10 protein-coding genes are annotated in these 21,404 nt (G+C 72.7%); 3 read left to right on the forward strand and 7 right to left on the reverse strand.

All coding sequences use genetic code 11. From position 1 onward, the window contains the following. Window positions 1–425: 425 nt before the first annotated feature. Window positions 426–986 (reverse strand): MarR family transcriptional regulator, encoded by a 561-nt coding sequence (locus tag ACIQCJ_RS26570; RefSeq protein ID WP_355346088.1) that lies wholly within the window; start codon window positions 984–986, stop codon window positions 426–428. Between the two features lie 116 nt (window positions 987–1,102). Between ACIQCJ_RS26570 and ACIQCJ_RS26575 the strand changes: the two genes are divergently transcribed. Further along, window positions 1,103–2,566, forward strand: coding sequence for an MFS transporter (locus ACIQCJ_RS26575; RefSeq protein WP_402712933.1), 1,464 nt, complete (start codon window positions 1,103–1,105; stop codon window positions 2,564–2,566). Window positions 2,567–2,734: 168 nt separating this feature from the next. Here the strand turns inward: ACIQCJ_RS26575 and ACIQCJ_RS26580 are convergent, their stop codons facing one another. Continuing rightward, window positions 2,735–4,486, reverse strand: coding sequence for a SpoIIE family protein phosphatase (locus ACIQCJ_RS26580; RefSeq protein ID WP_402712745.1), 1,752 nt, complete (start codon window positions 4,484–4,486; stop codon window positions 2,735–2,737). A gap of 113 nt (window positions 4,487–4,599) precedes the next feature. Continuing rightward, window positions 4,600–5,967, reverse strand: a complete 1,368-nt coding sequence (locus ACIQCJ_RS26585; protein WP_355346094.1) for an NAD(P)/FAD-dependent oxidoreductase — start codon at window positions 5,965–5,967, stop codon at window positions 4,600–4,602. 309 nt (window positions 5,968–6,276) lie between these two features. Here ACIQCJ_RS26585 and ACIQCJ_RS26590 point away from each other — a divergent pair, with 309 nt between their 5' ends. Together ACIQCJ_RS26590 and ACIQCJ_RS26595 are read left to right on the forward strand one after the other, a co-directional pair. Beyond that, entirely contained in the window at window positions 6,277–7,209 is a 933-nt protein-coding gene (locus ACIQCJ_RS26590) for a TetR/AcrR family transcriptional regulator (RefSeq protein ID WP_402712746.1), read from the forward strand. Between the two features lie 292 nt (window positions 7,210–7,501). Further along, the gene (locus tag ACIQCJ_RS26595) at window positions 7,502–9,646 is read left to right on the forward strand and encodes a sigma-70 family RNA polymerase sigma factor (RefSeq protein WP_402712747.1); all 2,145 of its coding nucleotides are present in this window, start codon (window positions 7,502–7,504) and stop codon (window positions 9,644–9,646) included. Window positions 9,647–9,731: 85 nt separating this feature from the next. On the opposite strand, the gene ACIQCJ_RS26600 is transcribed toward ACIQCJ_RS26595, so the two are convergent. The 4 genes from ACIQCJ_RS26600 to topA form a co-directional block, all read right to left on the reverse strand. Next, the gene (locus ACIQCJ_RS26600; protein ID WP_391041504.1) at window positions 9,732–10,481 is read right to left on the reverse strand and encodes a DsbA family protein; all 750 of its coding nucleotides are present in this window, start codon (window positions 10,479–10,481) and stop codon (window positions 9,732–9,734) included. 122 nt (window positions 10,482–10,603) lie between these two features. Further along, on the reverse strand, window positions 10,604–13,858 hold the full coding sequence (locus ACIQCJ_RS26605; protein ID WP_402712748.1) for a BTAD domain-containing putative transcriptional regulator: 3,255 nt from the start codon (window positions 13,856–13,858) through the stop codon (window positions 10,604–10,606). 992 nt (window positions 13,859–14,850) lie between these two features. After that, window positions 14,851–18,168, reverse strand: a complete 3,318-nt coding sequence (gene tmk / locus ACIQCJ_RS26610) for a dTMP kinase (protein ID WP_402712749.1) — start codon at window positions 18,166–18,168, stop codon at window positions 14,851–14,853. A gap of 314 nt (window positions 18,169–18,482) precedes the next feature. Continuing rightward, window positions 18,483–21,317 (reverse strand): type I DNA topoisomerase, encoded by a 2,835-nt coding sequence (topA, locus tag ACIQCJ_RS26615; RefSeq protein WP_391130041.1) that lies wholly within the window; start codon window positions 21,315–21,317, stop codon window positions 18,483–18,485. Window positions 21,318–21,404 lie beyond the last annotated feature (87 nt).

Raw genomic sequence — 21,404 nt, forward strand, 5'->3', positions numbered from 1 at the left:
GACTTTTGGCACGCTGTTGAGTTCTCAAGGAACGGAAGCTTCCTTCAGACCGTTTCACCGGCCCTCCGGGCTTTCCCTTCGTCGTGTCTCCGACTCTATCAGACGCTTTCCAGTGCCTGACCCCCAGTCAGCGGGGCTTGTCTTTCCGGCTGTTCGGCCGTTCCGACGAGTGAGACATTAGCTGATCCCGTACCGCCCGGCCAAATCGGCCCGGTCGAACGAAACACCGCCTGCATTCCGCGGAAACACACAAACGCACGACAACAACGCGACAACACAAGGCTGTCGGTCATGGTCGAAAGGTTCCTGCGGAATGGCTGTCCGGGGACCGACCGGAGTCGGCGCTCACGTCGGACAACTCGGAGAACACTACGGACGAGGACCACCCATGTCAACTCGGGGCAAGGTGGTCCCGATCACACGGGTCAGTCCAGGTCTTCGAGCCGGCCGCCGGCGTCCGGCTGGCTGTACTCGACGCGGCGCAGGAGGCGGGTGAGGATCTCGCCGAGGGCGGCGCGTTCCACCGTCGTGAGGTCCTGGAGGAGCTCGTCCTCGAAGACGGCGGCCAGGCGCATGGTCTGGAGCCACTTGTCACGGCCCTCGTCGGTCAGCTCGACGATGACGCGGACGCGGTTGGCCTCGTCGCGCTCACGGGTGACCAAGCCCTCGGCGACCATGCGGTCGATCCGGTGGGTCATGGCGGCCGGGGTGAGGCCGAGGCGCTTGGCGAGGTCGCCGGGGCCGAGACGGTAGGGCTTGCCGACGACGACGAGTGCTTTGAGGACTTCCCACTCGGCGCTGCTGATGCCGAGGTCGACGAGCTGGCGGCCGTACGCCACGTTCATCCGGCGGTTGAGGCGGCCCAGGGCGGTGACGACCTTCTCCACCTGGGGGTCGACCTCAGGGAATTCGCGCTGGTAGGCGGCGATCTGGGCGTCGAGGTCCAGCTCCTGCGGCGCCCCCGGTGAACCTGCGGCTGCGGTCATCCTTCGAGTATGGCACGGAACCCTTTGCGCTAAAGCCCTTCGCGATGTACTCTTTAGCTTCGAACTTTAGTGCTGAAGTCTTCAAGGCGAAGACTCAATGGTCAAGTGGGGTGAGTGTGACAACGGCGATGGGCGCGGCGCTGCGCCGGATCCAGGTGGGGACAGCGCTGAGCGCGTTCGGGAACGGCTTCACGGTCCCGTTCACCTTTATTTACGTCTCGCAGGTGCGGGGGCTGGGCGCGGGTACCGCAGGTGTGGTGCTCGCGACGTTCGCCGTGGCGGCGCTCTTCGTGCTGCCCTTCACCGGTCGGGTCATCGATCAGCGCGGACCGGTGCCGGTCGCGGTGGTCGGTACGGTGCTGGCCGCCGCCGGGTCACTGGGGCTCGGGCTGTCCGGCAGTGAACCGGTGGTCATCGCGGCGGCCGGTGCGCTCGGGGCCGGTATAGCGGTGGTGCAGCCCGCGCTGGCGACGATGATCGTGTGGTGCTCGACGACCGCGACGCGGTCGCGCGCCTTCGCCACGCAGTTCTTCCTCAACAACCTGGGGCTCGGCCTCGGCGGTCTGCTCGGCGGTCTGCTGGTCGACACCGCGCATCCGGCGTCGTTCATCCGGCTCTTCGCCATCGAGGCGGCGATGTTCCTGGTGCTCGGCGCGGTCATAGCGACCGTGCGCATGCCGCACGCGCCGCAGGTCGACGGGGCGGTGCGGTCCGACGGCGCTGCCTCCGGCGGCTGGCGGCTGCTGCTCGGGGACCGGGCGATGGTCATGGTGTCCGTGCTGGGCTTCGTGATGTTCTTCGCCTGCTACGGGCAGTTCGAGTCGGGGCTCTCGGCGTTCGCCGTCGAGGTCACCCGGATTTCGCCGACCACGCTGGGCGTGGCGCTCGCGGCCAACACCGCCGTGATCGTGCTGGCGCAGTTCGTGGTGCTGCGGCTGGTCGAGCAGCGCAGGCGCAGCCGGGTCATCGCGGCGGTCGGTCTGGTCTGGACGGTCGCCTGGCTGGTGGCCGGGGCGTCCGGGCTGGTGCACGGCAGTCACGCGATGGCGGTCGCGGCGATCATCTCGACGTACGCGCTGTTCGGGCTCGGCGAGGCGATGCTGGCGCCGACCGTGGCTCCGCTGGTCGCAGATCTGGCGCCCGCGCGGATGGTCGGTCAGTACAACTCGGCGTTCGCCCTGGTCAAGCAGTTGGCTCTCGCCCTCGGTCCCGCCGTCGGCGGCCTGATGGCGGGTGCGGGCGCGTACGGGGCGTACATCGTGATGCTGGTGCTCTGCTCGCTGGCGATCTCGGTGACCGCGCTGCGGATGGGGCGGCACCTCACGCTCTTGCAGGACAGTCCGCATCTGGCGGCGGCCCGCGTGGTCGCCCGTTCCGCGCCGCGGCTCCCTGCCGGGACGGACACGGACACGACCGTGGACGTGGTCGTGGACTCGGCTCAAGCCAAGGACCTGGACCTGGACCTGGACCTGGACTCGCGGGTGACCGCGGAAGCCGACCCGGCCGCCCGAATACCGGCCGCGCCCGTCGGCGCCACGGCCGAAGCGCGACCGGAACCGGCCGCGACCGTCTCCCGGTAGTCGCCGCCCCCGCCCCTCCGGCCCGAGGGCCTTCCCGGCCCTCGGCCAGGCGGTCGGCCCCGGACCCGAACGGACTCGGACCCGAACGGATCCGGACCCCCAACGGCCCCGGACCCGGCCCAGCGGCGGGGACACCGTCACCCCGCCCGCCTCACCCCGCGGGCACCCTCAGCCCGGCAGGGCGAATTCGCACCAGACGGCCTTGCCGCCGCCCGGCGTGCGGCGGGAGCCCCAGGACGAGGCGACGGTGGCGATGATCGAGATGCCGCGGCCGGCCTCGTCGCCGGGTTCCGCGCGGCGGCGGCGCGGCAGGTGGTCGTCGCCGTCGGTGACCTCGATGATCAGCCGCCGGTCGGTGCGGCGCAGCCGCAGCCGCATGGGCGGGGTGCCGTGCTTGAGGGAGTTGGCGACGAGTTCGCTGGCCGCGAGGACGCCGAGGTCGCGCAGTTCGACGGGGAAGCGCCAGGAGGCGAGCACCCCGGAGGCGAAGGCGCGGGCGCGCGGTGCGGCCTCGACGCCGCCGAGGAGTTCGAGCGAGGCGTTGCGGAAGAGCTCGGCCTCGCTGCCGGTGTGGTCCGGGTACTGGAGGACGAGGACGGCCACGTCGTCGTCGTGTTCCGAGGTGACGCCGAGGGCGCGCATCAGGCGGTCGCAGATCACCTGGGGCGCGCCGGTGGCGCCGGACAGGGCCGACATCAGGGCGTCCACACCGACATCGATGTCCTCGCCACGCCGCTCGATCAGGCCGTCGGTGTACAGGACGGCGGTGCAGCCGGGGCCGAGGGCGACCGAGCCCGAGGTGTGGATCCAGCCGCCGGTGCCGAGCGGCGGTCCGGTGGGTTCGTCGGCGCGGCGGACGGTGCCGTCCGGGTCGCGGATCAGGATCGGCAGGTGTCCCGCGGTGGCGTACGACAGGCGGCCCTCGCTGGGGTCGTGCACGGCGTAGACGCAGGTGGCGATCTGGGTGGCGTCGATCTCCGAGGCGAGGCCGTCCAGGAGCTGGATGACCTCGTGCGGCGGCAGGTCGAGCCGGGCGTAGGCGCGTACGGCGGTACGGAGCTGGCCCATGACGGCCGCGGCACGGACGCCCCGGCCCATCACGTCGCCGATGACCAGGGCGGTGCGGCCCGCGCCGAGGGTGATCACGTCGTACCAGTCGCCGCCGACGGCCGCGTCGGTGCCGCCGGGCTGGTAGGTGGCGGCGACGCGGAGGTCGTCGGGCTGTTCGAGCTCCTGCGGGAGGAGGCTGCGCTGGAGGGTGACGGCGGTCTCGTGGAGGCGGCGTTCGCTCTCGCGCAGGCGCTCGGCGGAGTGCACCTGGTCGGTGACGTCGGCGGCGAAGACCAGGACGCCGCGGCGCTCGGGGTCGGGGTCGCCGGCCCTGACGGGGGTGCAGGTGAAGGTGAAGTAGCCGGGCTTTGCGGGTGAGCGGTCGTCGCCGCCGACCACCTTGCGGGCCTTGACGGTGCGTGGTTTGCCGCTGCGGTGGACCTGGTCCATGAGCGGGAGCAGGCCGAGCTCGTCGAGTTCGGGCAGCGCGTCGCGGGCCGGGGCGCCGGTGGTGCGCGCGCCGAAGACCTCCGTGTAGGCGTCGTTGACGAAGTCCACGCGATGGGCGGGGCCGTGTGTGACGGCGATGAGGGCCGGAAGGCGGCTGAGGACGCCGGTGACTGACGGTTCGTCGGTGACGGCGCCGGCGGCGGGGACGGGACCCGTGGCCCGGCCGGCCGGTGGGCCGGGGGCCTGGCGGGTGCCTTCGGGGTCGGCGTCAGGGGCGATGCCGCTGCCCGCGTCCTGCGGTGCCGTCGCGGGGTCGGCCGCGTCGGCGCGCGCGGGGTCGCCGACTTTGGCGCGCGCCGCGGGTACGGCACTGCGTCGCTGTGTTCCGGGGAGCCGGGCGCTCCAACGCGTAAGGTTCAAACGTCCGATTCCTCGTATTTGTCACTCTTTGCAGGTGCTGGCGCACGCGTGGTCACACCACCAGTGTGGCCGACTGGCGCCCCCGGGGGGAATCGCGCGGCGTCCGGGGCGGGTCAGGGGGCGTCGGGATCGCGGTGCGATCCGGCGGCCAGTTCGAATTCGGCGCGCGGGTGTTCCAGTGAGCCGAGCGAGACGATCTCGCGCTTGAAGAGCCCCGCGAGCAGCCATTCCGCCAGGACACGGGCCTTGCGGTTGAAGGTGGGGACGCGGCTGAGGTGGTAGGCGCGGTGCATGAACCAGGCCGGGTAACCCTTGAGTTTGCGCCCGTAGATGAAGGCGACACCCTCGTGCAGCCCGAGCGAGGCGACCGAGCCCGCGTACTTGTGGCGGTATTCGGTCAGCGGCCGGCCGCGCAGGGTCGCCAGGACGTTGTCGGCCAGGACGCGGGCCTGCCGCAGGGCGTGCTGGGCGTTGGGGGCGCAGTCGGTGCCGGGTTCCCGCGCCGTCAGGTCGGGCACGGCCGCCGCGTCGCCCGCCGCCCACGCCGTCTCCGAACCGGCGATCCGCAAGGTGGCCTCGGCGCGCAGCCGTCCGCGGTCGGTGAGCGGCAGGTCCGTCGCGGCCAGCACCGGGTGCGGTTTGACGCCCGCCGTCCAGACCACCGTCCTGGTGGGCAGCCGTTCGCCGTCGGACAGTACGGCGATCCGGTTCTCGCACGACTCCAGCCGCGTCTCCAGCCGGATGTCGACGTTGCGCCCGCGCAGCTCGCGGATCGCGTACTTGCCCATCTCCTCGCCGACCTCGGGCAGGATCCGGCCGGTCGCCTCGACCAGGACCCATCTCATGTCCTCGGGGCGGATGTTGTGGTAGTACCGCACGGCGTAACGCGCCATGTTCTCCAGCTCGCCGAGCGCTTCGACGCCCGCGTATCCGCCGCCGACGAAGACGAAGGTCAGCGCGGCCTCGCGGACGTCGACGTCACGGGTGGAGGAGGCGATGTCGAGCTGTTCCAGCACGTGGTTGCGCAGCCCGATCGCCTCCTCGACGGTCTTGAAACCGATGCCGTGCTCGGCGAGTCCGGGGACCGGGAGGGTGCGGGAGACCGAGCCCGGCGCGATCACGAGCTGGTCGTACGCCAGCTCCAGCAGGTCGCCGCCCTCCTCGTCGGTGACCGGGGTGGCGATGCTCGCGACGCGCTTGGCGTGATCGATGCCGCGCGCCTCGCCCACCACGATCCGGCACTTGCCGAGCACCCGCCGCAGCGGTACGACGACATGGCGAGGGGAGATGGATCCGGCGGCGGCCTCGGGCAGGAAGGGCTGGTAGGTCATGTACGGCTGCGGTTCGACGACGACGACTTCGGCCTCGTCGCGCTTGAGCTTCCGCTGCAACCGCAGTGCGGTGTACATCCCGACATAGCCACCGCCCACCACGAGAATGCGCGGGATGCCTGCTCTGTTCCTCGCTGCCGACTCCGTCATTGCTCCATGACGCAATGGACCATAGCCGTTTGTCCACAGCGCGGACGTGATGATTCCCCGGTTTCTTCGACGGGTTCGGCGACGCAGCAGGTCAGCGGTGCACCCATCACCGGGCAAAGGCCGCGCGGAAGTGCACGGTGCCCGTTGCTCCGATCGGGGGCGCGCGCCGGTCGGATCACAACCCCCTTCTTTCTTGACGTGGGCTCAACTATGTTCGTATCTCGTAGTACTGCGGGGGACGCGTACTGATGATCGCCCATGAGCGGGGAGTCTCCGGGGGGAGACGCGAATTTTCCGGGGGATACGTATATGCACATTCAGGACTCTCAGTGGACGACGGCCGCGGCCGGTTCGGACGGCGCCGTCGGCGGAAACCGTCCGGCACCGCTGCGCGTCGACGCGCAGCGCAATCTGGAACACGTACTGCGGGCCGCGCGTGAAGTCTTCGGCGAGTCGGGGTACGGGGCTCCGATGGAGGACGTCGCCCGCCGCGCGCGGGTCGGCGTGGGTACGGTCTACCGCCGTTTCCCGAGCAAGGACGTGCTGGTCAGGCGGATCGCCGAGGAGGAGACGGCGCGGCTGACCGAGCAGGCGCGTACGGCGCTCGGCCAGGAGAACGAGGCGTGGTCGGCGCTGGCGCGCTTCCTGCGCACCTCGGTCGCCTCGGGCGCCGGGCGGCTGCTGCCGCCGCAGGTGCTGCGGGTGCAGAGCCCGTCGACGGGCGCCGGTACGGAGCACGGCGGTACGTCGCCGCTGGGCGTCGAGCCGAACCGGGTGCCGCAGCAGCGCAATCCGTTCGCGACGGCGGCCGGGAGCGCCGCGGCGACGACGTCAGCGGGCACGGGTCCGGTTGCGGGCACGGGTACGGGTACGGGTACGGCCGGTGAGGTCGCGGACCACGCGGGCCGTGACGACATCGGCGGAAGCGACGGCGGCGCCGACCGGAGCAGCGACCAGGACGGCATACGGGCACTGCTCGATGTCGTCGGACGGCTCGTGGACCGGGCGCGCGAGGCGGGCGAGTTGCGCCTCGACGTGTCGGTGGCCGACGTCCTGCTGGTCATCGCCACCTCGGCGCCTTCGCTGCCCGATCCCGAGCAGCAGGCGGCGGCCTCGGCGCGGCTGTTGGACATCCTGCTGGACGGGCTGCGCTCGCGGCCCGGCGAGCGGGCGGCCGACACCCCGTCAGGGGGCGCGGCGGCGCGGGGCGAGGGCGTGACGGACGGTCAGGAGCCGGCGTAACGCGGCGCGGCTCACCCCGCGGGGCCGGGGCGCTACGACAGCGCCGGGCTCAGCGACTCAGATCAGCCGAGCAACACGGCTCGGCTTAAGGACCCGGCTCGATATAAACGGCTCGGCACCAGGCGCTCGGAGTCACGCGGCGGGACGTCGCGCGACCCGGCGCCGCTCGGGTCGGCGTCACGCGCTCCACCGATCGGGTGAACGTAGAGGAATCGTGAACGATCTCTCCACGGATGAGTGGTTCCCCGGTATCCCGTGACCCCGGCCCGCCCTCCTGTGCCACGCTTGCCCCGTGGAAGAGGCAAACGGCGAGTCCGGCGCTCCCGCCGCGGGCCCGGAGACCGGCGACGGGCTGCCCTCGCGCAGGGTGCCGGGGCAGCGCGAAGTGCCGGGGCAGCGCGACCCGGCCGCACGCGACGACGTCCGCGAGGAAGCCCGCGAGGGGACCGGCGACGGCGCGCGTGAGACCGACTGGGGCACGGACCGCGAGCCGGGCCGTACCGCCGACCCGGAGTCCGGCCGCGTACCCGCCCCCGCCGCGCCGCCGTCCGCCGGGACACCGGCCACCGAGGCGCCGACCACCGAGGCGCCGGCCGACGACGACCTGCTCTCCGTCCAGGGCCATCCCGCGCACACCGCCTCCGCCGAGGCCGACGCCCTCGAATCCGCGCTGTCCGACGCCGAGTTGGTGGCACGGGTGCGCGGCGGCCAGGACAGCGCCTACGAGGAGCTGTACCGGCGGCATGCCGAATCGGTTCGCCGCTACGCACGCACCTGCTGCCGGGACGCGCACACCGCGGAGGATCTGACCGGCGAGGTCTTCGCCCGTACGCTCCAGGCGATCCGCGGCGGCAGCGGCCCCGAGTCGGCGGTCCGCGCGTATCTGCTCACCACGGTGCGCCGGGTCGCGGCGTCCTGGGGCAACACCGCCAAGCGTGAGCACCTGGTCGAGGACTTCGCCGTCTTCGCCGTCTCCGCGGCGGGCTCGACGGCCACCGAGGACACCAACGAACTCGGCGCGGACGTACGGGCCATGCAGGAGGCCGAGCAGACGCTGGCCATCCAGGCGTTCCGTACGCTCCCCGAGCGCTGGCAGACCGTGCTGTGGCACACCGCCGTCGAGGACGAGTCGCCGTCCGCCATCGCGCCGCTGCTCGGCCTCACGCCCAACGCCACGGCCGTCCTGGCCCACCGGGCCCGCGAGGGCCTGCGCCAGGCGTATCTCCAGGCGCACGTCAGCTCCACGCTGACCGCCGAGGGCGAGTGCGCGCGGTACGCCGACCGGCTCGGCGCGCACGCGCGCGGGGGCCTGCGGATGCGCGCGGACCGCGAGTTGAGCAGGCACCTGAAGGAGTGCGAGCGATGCACGGCCGCCTCGCTGGAGCTGGCCGACCTCAACTCGGCGCTCAAGGGGCTGCTGCCGGTCGCGTACATCGGCTGGTTCGCCGCCGTCTACGCCGCCAAGGCCGCCGGGATCGTCGCGGTCGGCGGAGCGGTCGGCGCGGCGGGGGCCGCGGGAGGCGTGGCCGCCGCCGCTGCCGGGTCGGGTACGACGTCGAGCGCGGGAGGCGCGGCCGCGGGAGGCGCCGCGTCCGAAGGGCTCGGCGCGCCCGCCAAGGTCGGTATCGCCGCGGCCGTGGTGGTCGCCGCCGCGGCGGCGGCGTTCGCGCTGGCCCTCACCGGGGGCCACGAGAAGGCGCCGCCGAAGGCCCAGCCCAAGCCGCCGCCGGTCGCGGTGGTGACCACTCCCCCGCCGCCCGCGCCGAAACCCGCGCCGAAGCCGAAGCCGGTCGTCCCTCCGCCGCCCGTCCAGCCGGTCGAGAAGACGACTCCGCCGCCGAAGCCGAAGCCGACCCCGCCGAAGCCGAGTCCCAAGCCCGCGCCGAAGCCGAAGCCGAAGCCGGTGGTCCCTCCGCCGCCCGAGCCGGCCCCGACGACCCCCACGCCGACCCCGACACCGACACCGACCCCTCCGCCGCCCGCGCCGACCGCGTACAAGGTCAATTCGCTGGGCATCAGCGGTTTCGGCGACACTTCCGGGCCGACGATCCGGCCGTCGGTCACGAGCTGGTGGTGGAACCGCTGGGGCCTGACGATCGGCGGTACGCGGTACGAGCACGGCATCACCGTCCACGCGCCGTCGTCGCTGACCATCGACCTGAACCAGGCATGCGTCACCTATGACGCGCGGGCCGGGATCGACGGCCTGACCGGGCGCTTCGGCGCGGCCAGCTTCTCGGTGTACGGCGACGACACCCGGCTGTGGCAGTCGGGTGTCGTACGCGGCGGCGACGCGGCCGTGCCCGTGCACGTCGGGATCACCGGGTACAAGACGATCCGGCTGGTGGTCGATCCCGAGGGGCGGCACGGCGGCGGGCCCGGTCTCGGGCTGGCGAATCTGGCCGACTGGGCGGATTCGGTGATCAGCTGCTCGTAGGCGGCCGGTCCGTGGGGTTTACGACCAGGAGCGCTCCGCGGCGGTGAGCACTCTGCGGCCATGAGCGCTCTCGGCCATGAACCGATTAGCTGTTCGCGGCCGGTGCGTCCGCGGTGGTGGCCGGCGGGACCGCGCACACGCCGTCGGCGCAGGCGGCGTCCGCGGCCGCGTCCTCCGTACCGGCGAGGGCAGCGGCCTCGGCGGCCGAGTCCTTGGCGACCTGTTCGAGCGCCTGGAGGAAGACGGACGTCTCCTGGCCGCCCTGCACCGCCCACTTGCCCTCGAAGACGAAGGTCGGCACGGCCGTGATGCCGATCTGCCGGGCCTGGTCGATCTCCGCCACGACCTCGTCGCGCAGGTCGTCACCGGCGAGGAAGGCGGCGACCGCGTCCCGGTCGAGGCCGGCCGCGACGGCCGCGTCCGTCAGGGCCGTACGGTCGCCGATGTCCAGGCCCTCGCCGAAGTGCCCCGTCATCAGGCGGCCCTTGAGCCGGTTCTGGGTCTCGGGGCCGTACGTGTCCAGGGCGAAGCGCAGCAGGCGGTGGGCGAGCAGCGAGTTGTTTTCCACGACCGTGTCGAAGTCGAAGGTCAGCCCTTCGGCGGCGCCCATCGAGGCGAGCCGGTCGTCCATGGCCACGGCCTGCGGCCCGAATTTCCTCGCCAGCACCTCACGGTGCGGCTGCGGGCTCTCGGGCGCGGTCGGGTCGAGCTGGAACGGCCGGTAGACCACCTCGACCGAATCTCCCTGCGGGAAAGCGGCGAGGGCGCGCTCGAAGCGGGATTTTCCGAGGTAGCACCAGGGGCAGGCGATATCGGAGTAGATCTCAACTTTCAAGGCTTTTCACTTCCGGGCGTAGGCGGGCGCAGGCTATTCCTTGAATGCTCAATCAAGGTCTGTGTCGTCAACGAGGACGCGCGCGGGACCTATTCCCGTACGGCCGTACGCCCCCGCTCCGCCTACGAGCCCGCCGCCATCGCGTGCGCCGTCTCCAGCAGCGCCGCCACCGCTTCTGAAGCGTCCAGCACCGCGCCCTCCGCGCAGGCCGCCGCCCATTCGCCGTCGCCGAGGGCCGCCCTGGCCCGCTCCTCCACGGCGTCGGCGGTGACCAGCTCGGGCACGGTGCGCGGCAGCGGCCCGCGTACGGCCGAGGACGCCGCCGACATCCGGGCCGCCGACCGCAGGTCGCCCAGCTCGACCAGCACCTCGGCCGCCGAGTCGAGCTGCGCGCCCACCACCGGCTCCGTGCAGCCCTCCGCCAGCGCCAGGCTCGCCGACTCGGCGAGACCGAGCAGCGCCGCCACCGGGTCGCCCTCGGCTGCCGTGATCCGCGCGCCCAGGCTCGCGAGCAGCACCTTGAACGTCGGCGGCGGCGTACCGTCCGCCAGGTGCCCGACCGCCGTCTCGCACAGCTCCCTGGCCTGCCGCGGCTCGCCCCGGCGCAGGAGCAGCAGCGCCTTGAGGTAGCGGATGTACGTGCGGGCGTCCCACACGCTGTACAGCTCGGCTTCCTCCCCGGCCTGCTCGACCAGCTTGCGCGCCTCCTCGTCGTCCCCGCGGCGGTGCGCCAACTCCCCCATCCGGGCCAGCAGGAAGGCCCCTTCGCCGTCCGCGCCCAGCTCCCGGCCGAGCCGGTGCGCGGCCTCGAAGTCGGCGTGCGCCGCCGCGTACTGCCCGCGGACGACCTCGATCTCGGCGCTCGCGCCGTGCACTTGGGCGCGGATCCAGCGGTCGCCGAGCCGTTCCCTGCGCTCCTGGAGCTCCGCCCAGTCGGCGTCGATCCGCGCGAGCCCGCCCGGCGTGTCCACGGCGATGTGCGTACGGAGCATCAGCGCCACCGCGATCTCCCACTCGCCGCCGTACTCACGGCAGTTGGCGACGACGGTGTCGGCGTGCCGGCCGATCTCCTCGTCCCTGCCGAGCAGATACGTGGTGAACGGCCACAGCATGCCGGGGAAGCGCGCCGCGGGCGGGCCGCCCTGGCTGTACGCCGCCGCCAGCAGCGCGGCCATCGCCCGCGAGTCGGCCGAGGACCACTGCGCCTCCGAGGCGTGGTCGCTCTTCACGAAGAAGTGCAGCATCCGCAGGTCCAGGCGTGGCCAGAACATCCGGTCCGCCGGGTCGGGCGGGGGTTCGCCGCCCAGCTCCGTCACCCTCTCCAGCCAGGCGTCCGCTTCGTCGCGGTAATTGCGCAGCCACCAGAACCAGCCCATGGACAGCGCGATCGTGATCGCGTCCAGCTCCGCGTCCTGGCTCCCGGTGTCCTCTTTCCCGCCTGAGGGCGGCTCGACCAGCCGGTTCAGCGCGGCGCGGACGTTGTCCAGCTCCGTCTCCAGCACTTCCAGCCAGTGGAGTTGGTCGGCGCCGCGCAGTTCGGAGTCGGCCGTGCGGGCCAGTTCGCGGAAGCACGCGGTGTGCCGCCGCTCGGCCGCGGCCAGCTCCTCGGGCCGCTCGGCGGCGCGCTCGCCGGCGTACTCGTGGATAGTCTCCAGCAGGCGGTAGCGGACGTCCTGGCCGGGGGTGGGCGCGTGGACCGCCACCACCAGGGATTTGTCCACCAGTTGGGCCACCGTCTCCAGCGCGTCGGGACCGCACACCGCCTCGGCGGCCGACAGCGTGCAGCCGCCGGAGAAGACGCTCAGCCCGCGCAGCGTCGTACGCTCCCGCTCGGTCAGCAGCTCCCAGCTCCAGTCGACCACCGCCCGCAGCGTCTGCTGGCGCGGCAGCACCGTACGGCTGCCGCTGGTCAGCAGCCGGAACCGGTCGTCCAGCCGGTCCGCGATCTGCCGCGGCGACAGGGCCCGCAGCCGGGCCGCGGCCAGCTCGATGGCCAGCGGCAGGCCGTCGAGACGGCGGCAGATCTCGCGTACGGCCGCGTCGTTCTCCGCCGTGGTGAGGCGGGCGTCCGCGCGTACGGTCGCCGCGCGGTCGGCGAACAGCCGGTACGCGGTCGCGGGCGGCAGCGGCTCCACCGGGCGTACGACCTCGCCCGGTACGCCCAACGGCTCGCGGCTCGTGGCCAGTACGGCCACGCCGGGGCAGGCCGCCAGCAGCTCGGCGGCGAGGGAGGCGGCGGCGCCGATCAGGTGCTCGCAGTTGTCGAGCACCAGCAACAGGCGGCGCTGCGCGCAGTGTTCGAGCAGCCGGGCCAGCGGGTCCTCGCCGTGCGACGCCTCGGACAGGAACTGGTCGCGGCCCGCTCCGCCGAGCAGCAGCGTGTCGCGGCGACCGAGGGCGCTCAGCACGGCGTGCGGGACCGCCGAGGGGTCGTCCAGCGGGGCGAGTTCGACCAGCCACACGCCGTCAGGGTGACGGCGCGCCGCCACGTCGCCCGCCTCCTGCGCCAGGCGCGTCTTGCCCGACCCGCCGGGGCCGGTCAGCGTCACCAGCCGGGCCGCGGCCAAGTCGCTTCTGATGTCGTCGAGTTCGGCCTCGCGGCCGACGAAGCTGGTGAGGCGGGCGCGGATGTTGCCCTGCGCGGGGGGCGGCGGCCTGCGCCGCAGCAACTCGCCGTGCAGCGACCGCAGTTCCGGGCCCGGATCGGTGCCGAGCGCTTCCGCGAGTACGGTCCTGGTCTCCTCGTACGCCGCCAGGGCGTCGGCCGTCCTGCCCTCGGCGTGCAACGCCCGCATCAACTGGGCCCTGAACGACTCGTCCAGCGGGTGCTCTGCCACGGCCGCGCGCAGGCCGGGGAGGGTGTCCGCCGCCCTGCCGAGGCGGAGGTCGGCTTCCACTCTGTTCCGCAGGGCGGCCAGCTTCAGGGCTTCGGGGCGGGCCGCGGCGGACGCACGGTCCGGGAGGTCGGCCAGGGCCGGGCCGCGCCACAGGGTAAGGGCGCGGGTCAGGGTGTCGGCCGCCGTGGCGGCGTCTCCGGCCGCCAGGGCGGTATCGCCCTCGCGGGCGAGGCGTTCGAACTCGTACAGGTCCACCGAGTCGCGGGGGGCGGCCAGGCGGTAGCCGCCGGGTTCCGAGACGACGGCGTCCCGGCCCAGGGCTCGTCGCAGCCGCGACATCAGGGCTTGCAGGGCGCCGGCGGCGTCGGCCGGGGGGTCGGCCGCCCAGACCTGTTCGATGAGGGCTTCGGGGGGTACGGGGCGGCCCACGTTGAGGGCCAGCACCGCGAGGACGGCTCGCAAGCGGCTGCCGCCCAGGCCGATTTCGGGCCCGTCGTCGGAGGGGCGGGCCTCCGTGACCCCAAGAATCCGATACCGCACGGGGTCATCTTCGCGGACGGCGCCCCAAAAGAGCGAACCTTCGTCCTTGGGTGGGGGTGGGGGTTCTGCCCGCCCGCCCACCCGTGCGGGTGCTTTGTCGTCTACGGGTGCCGCTTGTGCCTGGTCGGTGCCGGTCCGGGGCACCTCCTCGAAATGCGGCTACCTGGTCGTGGGTATCCAGTGCCCTTCTTGTCACCGCATTTCTGCGGGGGCACCCCGGCCCGTCCCCTCCGGGTACGTCGGCGTCCGACGGTCCGGTGGGGGTGGTGGAGGGGGGTGGGTGGGAACCGGGGCCCTGCGCCACCCGACCTCCCAGCGGGGTGGGCGAAAGGGGGTGGGTGGGGTGCGGGACCTGTACGGCCGACGGTCCGCCCCGGGGTGAACGGAGGGGGGTGAGGACCGGGACCTGCTCCCCCCAACGTCCAGCCGGGGCAGGCGGAAGGGGTGGGTGGGGTGCGGGCCTCGCCTCACATGACGGCCAGGCGGGGTGGGCGAAAGGGGTGCGTGAGATGCGGGGCCTGCGCCACCCGGACGCCCGCCCGGGTGGGTGGGGTGCCGGGGCTGGGACCCGCCACGCCTGACGTTCGGCTGGGGTGGGTGGGGGGCCGGGATTTGCGCGGGCCGAGGGGCTGGCGGGTGCTGGCGGGGAGTCGGAGGGGGCGTGACCGGAGGGGTCTGTTGGGCGGTTGGGCGGTTGGGGAAGGGCCCGAGCTCTCCGATCCGCTCGGAGGGGGCACCGGCGCAGGGCGGCACGCCGGAAAGACCCCCTACCCTCCCCGGCAACCCCCACCGGACCGCCGGACGCCGACGTACCGGAAGGGGACGGGCCGGGGTGCCCCCGCAGAAATACGTTGACGGCCGGGTACCGAATGCGGAAAGGCCAGGTGATACGGATTTCGAGGAGGTACCCCGGACCGGCACCGACCAGGCACAAGCGGCACCCGCAGACGACAACACACCCGCACGGGTGGGCGGGCGGGCAAAGACAAACGTCAAGAGCGCCCCGGCGGCCGACGATCGTCGTCGTGAGGGCCGAGGAGTTCGTCGGCGAGAGTGGGCAGGTCGTCGAGAGGGGTCTCCTCGGCCCAGTTGGGGCGAGGACGGCGCGGAGCGGCCGAGGGCGTCTCTGCGGTGGGGAATTCGCGGGTGCGCTCGTTGCCCGGCTGATCCTCGGGGCGGAAGAGCCACGGCGGGACCCGGTCGGTCGGGTCGTCCGAGGCCGGGGACCCGACCGGGGGTACGACCGGCGGGAGCACCGTCGTGGTCTCGGAACTGTCCTCACGAGGGCTGTCCTCACGAGGGCTGTCTCCGCGAGAGCTGTCTCCGCGAGAGCGAGAACCGTCCTCATCCGAAGCCGACTCGTCAGAAGTGGTGCCGTCAGCCGACGAGGCGCCCTCCGCGGGAGCATCCTCCGGCTCGGCCGGAACGACCGGGAGAACCGCCGTCTCATCGGCGCCCGGACCAGCGGGCACGTCCGGCTCGGCCGGAACGGCCGGAACGGCCGGGAGAACCGTCGTCTCGTCCTCGGCGGGAGCCGAGGAAGGCGGCGGAGGCACGACATTGACCGTCGTGGTTTCGGCCGAGTCCGAAGTCTGCGGCAGCTCGGTGGTCTTCTCGGAGTCGGAGGAGCCGGAGGAGCCGACCGAACCGGCCGAACCGGCACTCGCGGCGGCGGCAGCCGCAGCCGCGGCGGTGCGGGCCTCCTCGGCCCGGAGAAGGGCCTCCTCCGCCTTGCGCTGCTTTTCGAGGCGGCGCGCGTCGGCCTCGGAGCGCAGGCGTGCCTGCTCCTCGGCGAGGCGGCGGAGCCGTTCCTGCTCGGCCGCGCGGGCGGCCTCCTCGGCCTCGCGGCGAGCCGTCTCCTCGGCGGCGATGCGCGCGGCCTCCTCGGCGCGGAGGCGTTCGGCCTCGGCCTCACGGGCGGCGGCGCGTTCGGCGATCTCGCGGCGGGTGGCCTCCTCGGCGGCGAGGCGGCGCTCCTCTTCCTCGCGGCGGAGCCGTTCGAGCTGGGCCTGGCGCTCGCGCTCCTGGCGCTCTTCCTCGGCCTTGCGGGCGGCCTCTTCGGCGGCGAGGCGCGCGGCCTCGGCGGCGGCCTGGCGCTCGGCCTCGGCGCGGGCCTCGATCTCCTGGGCGGAGAGCGGGAGGAGCTGGTCGAGGCGGTGGCGTACGACCGTGGTGACGGCGGCGGGGTCCTGGGCGCCGTCGACGACGAGGTAGCGGCCGGGGTCGGCGGCGGCGAGGGTGAGGAAGCCCGCGCGGACGCGCTGGTGGAAGGCGGCGGGTTCGGATTCGAGGCGGTCGGGCGCTTCGGTGAAGCGTTCGCGGGCGGCATCGGGGCTGACGTCGAGGAGCACGGTGAGGTGCGGGACGAGTCCGTCGGTGGCCCAGCGGGAGATGCGCGCGATCTCGGTGGGGGCGAGGTCGCGTCCGGCGCCCTGGTAGGCGACGGAGGAGTCGATGTAGCGGTCGGAGATGACGACGGCGCCGCGTTCGAGGGCGGGGCGGACGACGGAGTCGACGTGCTCGGCGCGGTCGGCGGCGTAGAGCAGCGCCTCGGCGCGGTGCGAGATCCCGCCGGAGGAGACGTCGAGGAGGATGGAGCGCAGGCGCTTGCCGATGGCGGTGGCGCCGGGCTCGCGGGTGACGACGACCTCGTGGCCCTTGGCGCGGATCCAGTCGGCGAGGGCTTCGACCTGGGTGGACTTGCCCGCGCCGTCGCCGCCCTCTATGGCGATGAAGAATCCGGTGGCGGCGGGGGCGACGGCCGGTTCCGCACCGGTCAGGGCCTCGCGCAGGTCACGCCGGAGCGGTACGCCGCTGCGGTCGTCGGTCTTGCCGAGGACGAGCGCGGCGACCGGCAGCAGCAGGGCGCCGATCAGCATCAGCGTGTACGCGGCACCGCCGTGGTCGAAGGTGAAGTGACCCTTCTGGATGCGGTGCGGGCCGATCGCGGCGGCGACCAGCGGCGCGACGATCACGGCGAGGGCGAGGACGGCGCGCGAGACCGCGTGCAGGTGCTCGGTGGTACGGCCGCGCCGTCCCGCCTCGGCTTCCTGCTCGATCAGGATGTGCCCGGTGTTGGCGGTGACGCCCGCCGCGGCGCCGGCCAGCAGCGCGAGCAGCAGGACGGTGGTCTGGTCGGCGACGATGCCGGTGAGGAGCAGGCCGAGCCCGGTGACGCCGATGGACAGCGCGAGCAGCCGGCGCCTGGACAGCGCCGGGAGCGTACGGGGGGCGAGGCGGATGCCGATGACCGTACCGGCGGTGAGGGCCAGGACGAGCAGGCCGAAGCCGGTCGGGCCGAAGCCGAGGGCGAGCGCGTGCAGGACGGCCACGGCCACGGCCGCGCCGATCGCGCCGACGACCGCGGCGGTCGCCAGCACCAGCAGCGGCAGTACGCCGGTCCTGCCGCGCTCGGCGCCCGCGGGGCCCTTGGGCAGCCGCAGTCCTTCGAGCGGGGAGCGCGGACGCGCCACCGTGCCGGAGGGCAGTTCGAGGAGGTAGAGCACCGACATGGAGGACGAGAAGAGCCCGGCCGCCACGTACGAGGCGAGCGCCACCTGGTGCTGGTCGAACCAGGTGACGCCGACCGCGATCAGCGTGTTCACCAGCGTGACGACGACGAGACCGGCCGCTGCCAGCGGCAGTGCGACGAAGCTCGTCCGCAGGTCCAGCCGGTGCAGCGTCGCCAGGTGGTCGGGCGCGGGCCGCACGGAGGTGTCGCCGGGCGGCGGCAGGAGCAGCGGGGCGGCGCCGTCCTTGGCGACGGCCCACAGCCGCTCGGCCACCCCGGTGACGAAGGCGGTCACCAGCAGCCAGGTCAGCGCGGTGTGCTGCGACCAGGTGATCCACAGCGGCGCGACGATGAACAGCCCGAGTCGTACGGCGTCCGCGCCGATCATCGTCCACCGGCGGTCCAGCCGGCCGCTCTCGGACGTCAGCGCCGACAGCGGGCCGAGCAGAACGGCGCCGAACAGCAGCGTCGAGACCAGGCGCGCCCCGAAGACGGCCGCGGTGGCGAAGGCGATACCCCGGTAGCCGCCGCCGTACGCGTGGTCGGCCACCGCCGCCTGCACGGCGAGCCACAGCAGGACGAGCAGACCCAGTCGGTCCGCCACCGCCCCGGTGAGCTGCGCGCTCCACAATTTGCGCAGCGCCGGGATTTTCAGCAGCGCACCGACCGCTCGCTCACGGCTGTCAGCGGCGAGGTCGGTGGCGAACGCGTCGGTCACGTCCCCCTCGACGTCCTCGGCCCTGACATCTGCGGCCGTGACGTCTGCGGCGGGCGGCTTGGGCTGCTCGGATGGCGTCATCCCAACAGCCTATCCGCCTTACGACGCCCTACACGGAGCCGGTCCCACTCCCGGGCGGACCACCCCTCAAGGAGGGCGGGGAAGCGCACTCACCTGGGCGAAGACCGCCCTTCGAGGGGCCCTTCCGCAGGCCCTTCAAGGGGGAGGAAGGGGAGGCAGGAGAGGCGGAAGGTACGGCGCGCTGACGCATGGCCAGCTCCTCAGGTGCGCGGGAAACCGCGCGACCGGCCCATGACCGGCGCGCGGTTCACCACCGGCCCGGTGGGGCAGGCGCTGTCGTCGCCCGCCCACCGGCCCGGTGTGCCGGACAGGCCCTAGTCGGCTGAGGCCGTCGACTTCTTCGCCGCCGCGGAGGCAGCCGCCTTCTTGGCCGGCGCCTTCTTCGCGGCAGTCTTCTTCGCGGTGCCGGAAGCCGCCGTCTTCTTTGCGGGAGCCTTCTTGGCCGGTGCCTTCTTGGCGGCGGTCTTCTTCTTCACGGGCCCCTTCGCCCGCTTCTCCGCGAGGAGTTCGTACCCGCGCTCGGGCGTGATCGACTCCACCTCGTCGTCACGGCGCAGCGTCGCGTTGGTCTCGCCGTCGGTGACGTAGGGGCCGAAGCGGCCGTCCTTGACGACGACGGGGCGCTCGCTGACCGGGTCGGTGCCCAGTTCCTTGAGCGGCGGCTTGGCGGCGGCGCGACCGCGCTGCTTGGGCTGGGCGTAGATGGCGAGCGCTTCGTCGAGGGTGATCGAGAAGAGCTGGTCCTCGGTCTCCAGCGAGCGCGAGTCGGTGCCCTTCTTCAGGTAGGGCCCGTAGCGCCCGTTCTGCGCGGTGATCTCGACGCCCTCGGCGTCCTTGCCGACGACGCGCGGCAGGGACATCAGCTTGAGGGCGTCCTCAAGGGTGACGGTGTCGATGGACATCGACTTGAAGAGCGAGGCGGTACGCGGCTTGACCGCGTTCTTCCCCGTCTTCGGGGTGTCCTCGGGCAGGACTTCGGTGACGTAGGGACCGTAGCGCCCGTCCTTGGCGATGATCGGGCGGCCGGTCGCCGGGTCGTCGCCGAGCGCGAAGTCGCCGCTGGGCTTGGCGAACAGCTCCTCGGCGTACTCGACGGACAGCTCGTCCGGCGGCAGGTCCTCGGGTACGTCGGCGCGGCGGTGGTCGTCCTCGCCGCGCTCGCCCTTCTCGATGTAGGGGCCGTAGCGGCCGACGCGCAGCATGATGCCGTCGCCGATCGGGAAGGAGGAGATCTCCCGGGCGTCGATCGCGCCCAGGTCCTCGACGAGTTCCTTGAGGCCGCCGAGGTGGTCGCCGTCCCCGTTGCCCGCGTCGGCGGCGGAGCCGACGGTGGCGCTGCCGTCGTCGGAGCCGAAGTAGAAGCGGCGCAGCCACGGCACGGCCTGGGCCTCGCCGCGGGCGATGCGGTCGAGGTCGTCCTCCATGGAGGCGGTGAAGTCGTAGTCGACCAGACGGCCGAAGTGCTTCTCCAGCAGGTTGACGACCGCGAAGGAGAGGAAGGTCGGGACGAGCGCGGTGCCCTTCTTGAAGACGTAGCCGCGGTCGAGGATCGTGCCCAGGATCGTGGCGTACGTCGACGGGCGGCCGATCTCCCGCTCCTCCAGCTCCTTGACCAGCGACGCCTCGGTGTAACGGGCGGGCGGCTTGGTCGAGTGGCCGTCGGCGGTGATCTCCTCGGCGCTCAGCGCGTCGCCCTCGGTGACCTGCGGCAGCCTGCGCTCGCGGTCGTCCAGCTCGGCGTTGGGGTCGTCGGCGCCTTCGACGTACGCCTTCAGGAAGCCGTGGAAGGTGATGATCTTGCCGGAGGCGCTGAACTCGGCGTCGCGGCCGTCGGCGGAGGCGCCGCCGACCTTGACGGTGACGGACTGGCCGACCGCGTCCTTCATCTGGGACGCGACCGTACGCATCCAGATCAGCTCGTAGAGCCGGAACTGGTCGCCGGTCAGACGGGTCTCGGCCGGGGTGCGGAAGCGGTCTCCGGAGGGGCGGATCGCCTCGTGCGCCTCCTGCGCGTTCTTGACCTTGCCCGCGTAGACGCGCGGCTTGTCCGGCAGGTAGTCCGCCCCGTAGAGCTGCGTGACCTGGGCGCGGGCGGCGCGGACGGCGGTCTCCGAGAGCGTGGTGGAGTCCGTACGCATGTAGGTGATGAAGCCGTTCTCGTACAGCTTCTGCGCGACCTGCATGGTGGCCTTCGCGCCGAAGCCCAGCTTGCGCGACGCCTCCTGCTGGAGGGTGGTGGTGCGGAAGGGGGCGTACGGCGAGCGGCGGTACGGCTTGGACTCGACGCTGCGTACGGCGAACTGGGTGTCGGCGAGCGCGGCGGCCAGGGCGCGGGCGGCGCTCTCGTCGAGCTGGAGCACCTGCGAGCCGGACTTGAGCTGGCCGGTGGCCGCGTCGAAGTCCCGGCCCTGCGCGACCCGGCGGCCGTCGACGGTGGTGAGCCGGGCGACGAGCGTGGAGGGGTCGGAGGCGTCACCGGTGCGGCCGGTGGCGAAGGTGCCGGTCAGGTCCCAGTAGTCGGCGGTACGGAACGCCATCCGCTCGCGTTCGCGCTCGACGACGAGCCGGGTGGCGACGGACTGCACGCGGCCGGCCGACAGCCGCGGCATGACCTTCTTCCACAGCACCGGCGAGACCTCGTAGCCGTACAGCCGGTCGAGGATGCGGCGGGTCTCCTGGGCGTCGACCAGGCGCTGGTTCAGCTCGCGCGGATTGCGGACGGCCTCCTGGATGGCGTCCTTGGTGATCTCGTGGAACACCATCCGGTGAACGGGCACCTTGGGCTTGAGGATTTCCTGCAAATGCCAGGCGATGGCCTCGCCCTCGCGGTCCTCATCGGTGGCGAGGAAGAGTTCAGTGGAGTCCTTGAGGAGGTCCTTGAGCTTCTTGACCTGTGCCTTTTTATCGGCATTGACCACATAGATGGGTTGGAAATCACTGTCCACATTGACGCCGAGCCGCGCCCAGGGCTGGCCCTTGAACTCCGCCGGCACTTCGGCGGCCCCGTTGGGGAGGTCGCGGATGTGCCCGACGCTGGCCTCGACGACGTATCCAGGGCCCAGATATCCCTTGATCGTTTTCGCCTTGGCAGGCGACTCGACAATGACGAGTCGCTGGCCGCTGTGTGCGGTCTCGCGGGTCGGGGACAACGTCGCTCTTCTCTCCCGGTCGAAGGTGTGTCGCTGCGGAGTGTGACCGTACCTCCCTGTCCCGTGTCAAACGGGAAAAGTCCACAA

The sequence above is a fragment of the Streptomyces sp. NPDC093221 genome (assembly GCF_044753885.1).
GTDB lineage: Bacteria > Actinomycetota > Actinomycetes > Streptomycetales > Streptomycetaceae > Actinacidiphila.

Excerpts from the sequence above, each read along its gene's own strand:
- tmk (WP_402712749.1), bottom strand. The coding sequence starts at position 18,168 with ATGACGCCATCCGAGCAGCCCAAGCCGCCCGCCGCAGACGTCACGGCC.
- ACIQCJ_RS26585 (WP_355346094.1), bottom strand. The coding sequence starts at position 5,967 with ATGACGGAGTCGGCAGCGAGGAACAGAGCAGGCATCCCGCGCATTCTC.
- ACIQCJ_RS26570 (WP_355346088.1), bottom strand. The coding sequence starts at position 986 with ATGACCGCAGCCGCAGGTTCACCGGGGGCGCCGCAGGAGCTGGACCTC.
- ACIQCJ_RS26590 (WP_402712746.1), top strand. The coding sequence starts at position 6,277 with ATGCACATTCAGGACTCTCAGTGGACGACGGCCGCGGCCGGTTCGGAC.